The organism is Caldimonas sp. (assembly GCF_046289365.1).
In the GTDB taxonomy this organism is placed as follows: domain Bacteria; phylum Pseudomonadota; class Gammaproteobacteria; order Burkholderiales; family Burkholderiaceae_C; genus Caldimonas.
Window position 1 is genome coordinate 1 of sequence record NZ_JBKBVU010000048.1, and the last position, 3,665, is coordinate 3,665.

Sequence of the window (3,665 nt, forward strand, 5' to 3'; positions counted from 1 at the left end):
CTGGTGCCCACGCCGCGTGCGGCCGGGCTCAGTTCGCCCGAGCGGGCGTCCAGCCGGTGGGCGTGGGTGGCCTCGGGCGGCCGGCTGCACAGGGCCACCTCGGCCACCGAGGCGATCGCCGCCAGCGCCTCACCCCGAAAGCCCATGGTCTGCACCTGCTCCAGTTCGGCCAGCGAGGCGATCTTGCTGGTGGCATGGCGGCGCAGCGCCAGCGGCATCTCGTCGGCCGGCATGCCCTGGCCGTCGTCTTCGACGACGATGGCGCGCACGCCCCCGCCCACCAGCTTCACCGTCACCTCCGAGGCGCCGGCATCCAAGGCGTTGTCCACCAGCTCGCGCACCACCGAGGCCGGGCGTTCGACCACCTCGCCTGCGGCGATCTGGCTGATCAGCTCGTCGGGCAGTTCGCGGATGGGCCGGCGCGGGGGGAGGCGGGGAGCATTCATTCACGGGGATTGTAGGAGGGCGCCCCATCCGCCGTGGCCCCGGCAGGGATAATCGCGGCCCATGGAACTGATCACCTTCCTGATCGACTTCATCCTGAACGTCGACGAGCATCTGGCCCGCTTCGTGGCCACCTACGGGACCTGGGTGTATGCCCTGCTGTTCGCCATCGTCTTCGTCGAGACCGGGTTGGTGATCATGCCCTTCCTGCCCGGCGATTCCCTGCTGTTCGTGGTGGGCACGATGTGTGGGGCAGGGCTGATGGACATCCGGCTGTCCATCGGGTTGCTGCTGGTGGCCGCGATCGCCGGCGACCAGGTCAACTACACCCTCGGCCGCTACTGCGGGCCCAAGGTGTTCCAATGGGAGCAGTCGCGCTTGTTCAACAAGCGCGCCTTCAACCAGGCGCACGAGTTCTATGAGCGCTACGGCGGCATCACCATCATCCTGGCGCGCTTCCTGCCCTTCGTGCGCACCTTCGCTCCCTTCGTGGCCGGCGTGGCCGAGATGAACCGTGCGAAGTTCACGCTCTACAACGTGGTGGGGGCCGTCCTGTGGGTGGTCGGCATCACGCTGGCCGGGTACTTCTTCGGCAACCTGAGTTTTGTCCAGAACAACCTGGAAAAGATCATCTGGGCGCTGATCATCGTGCCGGGGTTGATCGCCATCTACGGGGCGTGGAAGACGCGGCGGGCGGCGCGCTAAGGTGCGGTGCAATGTTGAATCCAACACGACGCTTCGTGCGCCACGCGTCGGATGCCCACGCGGGATGGGCGACAATCCCCCACCGCCGCGCTTGAGCCGAGGCATTCCCCCGTGAAATCGTATCGCTGCTTGCTAGTGTTGATCCTCGGCTGGACAGCCGCTGCAGTTCACGCCGTGCAGTGGTCTGCCTCGCCCGAAAGGACCACCCGGTTGGTGGTGCGGTTGGAGGAGGACGTCCAGGCCCAACGCCAAGTGAGCCCGCTTGGGCCGACTGAACGCATGGACCGAGCCCGTGAAAGGATTCGTGGGCTGTCGCAGAAGGCCGGCGTTGCGCTGACCCTGAAACATCCGTTGGGCGATGGTTCCTTCGTGGTCGAGATGCCTCAGCCCAAGACGGTACGCGAAGCGCAGGCCCTCGCGCAGGTTCTGGCCGGCCAGCCCGGGGTGGAATCGGTCGGCGTGGACGTCTGGGTGCGCCGGCAGGCCTTCATCCCCAACGACCTGCACTTTCCCGAGCAGTGGGCCCTTCAGCCGGCGAGCCAGGGTGTGATCGGCAGCGCCCGTTTCAGCGACGCCTGGGATGTCGGCGGCGCGGCGTTCATTGGATCCCCGTCGGTCATCGTGGCGCTCATCGATACCGGGCGTGTGCGTCATGCCGATCTCGAAGCCAACGAGATCGATGGCCATGACTTCGTGTCGGCTGGGACCATCGCAGGCGTCGAGGTGGCTGGAGATGGCGACGGCCGGGACCCCGACCCTTCGGACCCTGGGGACTATTGCGAGCCTGACAACGCGGACTCTTCTTGGCACGGCTTGAAGATGGCCAGCATTCTGGCGGCCGTGACGCACAACCTCCAAGGCATCGCCGGTGCAGCGCCGGGAGTGAGGGTGCAACACATTCGGGCCTTGGGTCGCTGCGGGGGCTGGCTCAGCGATGTGGCCGACGCTTTGCGTTGGGCTGTGGGGGCCCCCGTGGCCGGTGTGCCGGTCAACCCCAGTGCCGCTCAGGTGAAGGTGATCAACATGAGCCTGGGCTCCCTCCCCGGGCTGGACTGCAACAGCAGTGCCTACGGCTATATCCGCGATGCCGTGCGCGCGGCGCAGTCCGCAGGGGCTGTGGTCGTGGCGGCAGCGGGCAATGAGGGACAGTCCTCTGTGGGACTGCCTGCAGGATGTGACGGTGTGATAGCGGTCGGCGCGCACACTTCACGGGGGGCATTGGCGGGCTACTCGAACCGCTCTTCGAAGGTGATGCTGACCGCGCCTGGCGGTGGGTGTCCGATCGACGGACTCACCCCTTGCGATACGGTGCCCATCGTCTCGCTGGGCAACACCGGCACACGGCAACCTCAGGCCAATCTATGGCGCGATGTCACGGGGGGCACATCGGCGGCGACTCCTTTCGTGTCGGCCGCAGCCGCTTTGATGATGTCGCTGGACGGCGGCTTGACGCCTGTTCAAGTACGCACCATCCTGGCCGAGACGGCGCGCCCGCACCCTGCGGGCAGTTACTGCGCCAACAACCCCGGCATGTGCGGCACGGGCATGCTCGACGCCGAGGCGGCTGTGCTGCGTGTGCGCGATGGCCCCATCCCTGGCGGTTCCGGCCGCTCCGGCGGCGGTGCGCTGGCCTGGGGTTGGCTGGCGCTGCTCGCCCTGGCCGCCTGGCGTGCACGCCGGCTTCACACTTGCCGATTGCGCGCCAGCGGCGGGTTCTTCTCGAAGTAGCGGCGGATGCCGTTCATCAACGCTTCGGCCAGTTGGTCCTGGTAAGCGGCCGATCTGAGCTTTTGCTCTTCCTCCCGGTTGGAGATGAAGGCCGTCTCCACCAGGATGGACGGAATGTCCGGCGCTTTGAGCACGGCGAAACCGGCCTGCTCGACCCGAGGCTTGTGCAGCCGGCCCACCTTGCCGATGTGTCCCAGCACCGCGCTGCCCAGCTTGAGGCTGTCGTTGATCTGGGCCGTCGTGGACATGTCCATCAGCGCACGCAGCACCTGCGCATCGTTGTGCTTCACGTTCACGCCGCCCACGATGTCGGCGGCGTTTTCCTTGTTGGCCAGCCAACGCGCCGCCTCGCTGGTGGCTCCGCGCTCGGACAGCGCATAGACCGAGGCCCCCCGTGCATTGGGGTTGGTGAAGGCATCGCCATGGATCGAGATGAACAGGTCGGCCTGTACGCGCCGGGCCTTCTCGACACGCTGGCGCAGGGGCACGAAGAAGTCGGCATCTCGCGTCATCATCGCGCGCATGTTCGGCTCGGCATTGATGCGGTCGCGCAGTCGCCGGGCGATGGCGAGCACGACGTCTTTCTCGCGCGTGCCCGCAGGGCCGATCGCGCCCGGATCCTCGCCGCCGTGGCCCGGGTCCAGGGCCACGATGATCAGACGGTTCATGCGGCCCCGGGCCGTGCCGTCGAGCTCGCTGCGACGGGTCACCGGCGCATTCGGCGCCGGCAGGGGCGGTGCGGCCGCCACGGGCGGGCTCGTGGCGCTCGCCGCGCCGCCACAGCCCCC

Annotated in this window: 4 protein-coding genes; 2 read left to right on the forward strand and 2 right to left on the reverse strand. The window is 67.7% G+C overall.

Annotation, left to right across the window (positions count from 1 at the left end):
- The coding region (gene mutL, locus ACK42S_RS07065) for a DNA mismatch repair endonuclease MutL (RefSeq protein WP_409704912.1) at nt 1-446 on the reverse strand (446 nt) is incomplete at its 3' end.
- Between the two features lie 61 nt (nt 447-507).
- On the opposite strand from mutL, the gene ACK42S_RS07070 reads away from it, so the two are divergent.
- Both ACK42S_RS07070 and ACK42S_RS07075 read left to right on the forward strand, forming a co-directional pair.
- Nucleotides 508-1,149 (forward strand): DedA family protein, encoded by a 642-nt coding sequence (locus tag ACK42S_RS07070; RefSeq protein WP_409704914.1) that lies wholly within the window; start codon nt 508-510, stop codon nt 1,147-1,149.
- Nucleotides 1,150-1,428: 279 nt separating this feature from the next.
- Nucleotides 1,429-2,877 (forward strand): S8 family serine peptidase, encoded by a 1,449-nt coding sequence (locus ACK42S_RS07075; protein ID WP_409704916.1) that lies wholly within the window; start codon nt 1,429-1,431, stop codon nt 2,875-2,877.
- Here ACK42S_RS07075 and ACK42S_RS07080 read toward each other — a convergent pair.
- On the reverse strand, nt 2,832-3,665 hold an 834-nt coding region (locus ACK42S_RS07080), incomplete at its 5' end, for an N-acetylmuramoyl-L-alanine amidase (protein WP_409704918.1). The two genes, ACK42S_RS07075 and ACK42S_RS07080, sit on opposite strands and share 46 nt — an antisense overlap.

Bases quoted from the DNA above. Each gene is read 5' to 3' on its own strand.
- ACK42S_RS07070 (WP_409704914.1), top strand. From the start codon at position 508: ATGGAACTGATCACCTTCCTGATCGACTTCATCCTGAACGTCGACGAG.
- ACK42S_RS07075 (WP_409704916.1), top strand. From the start codon at position 1,429: ATGGACCGAGCCCGTGAAAGGATTCGTGGGCTGTCGCAGAAGGCCGGC.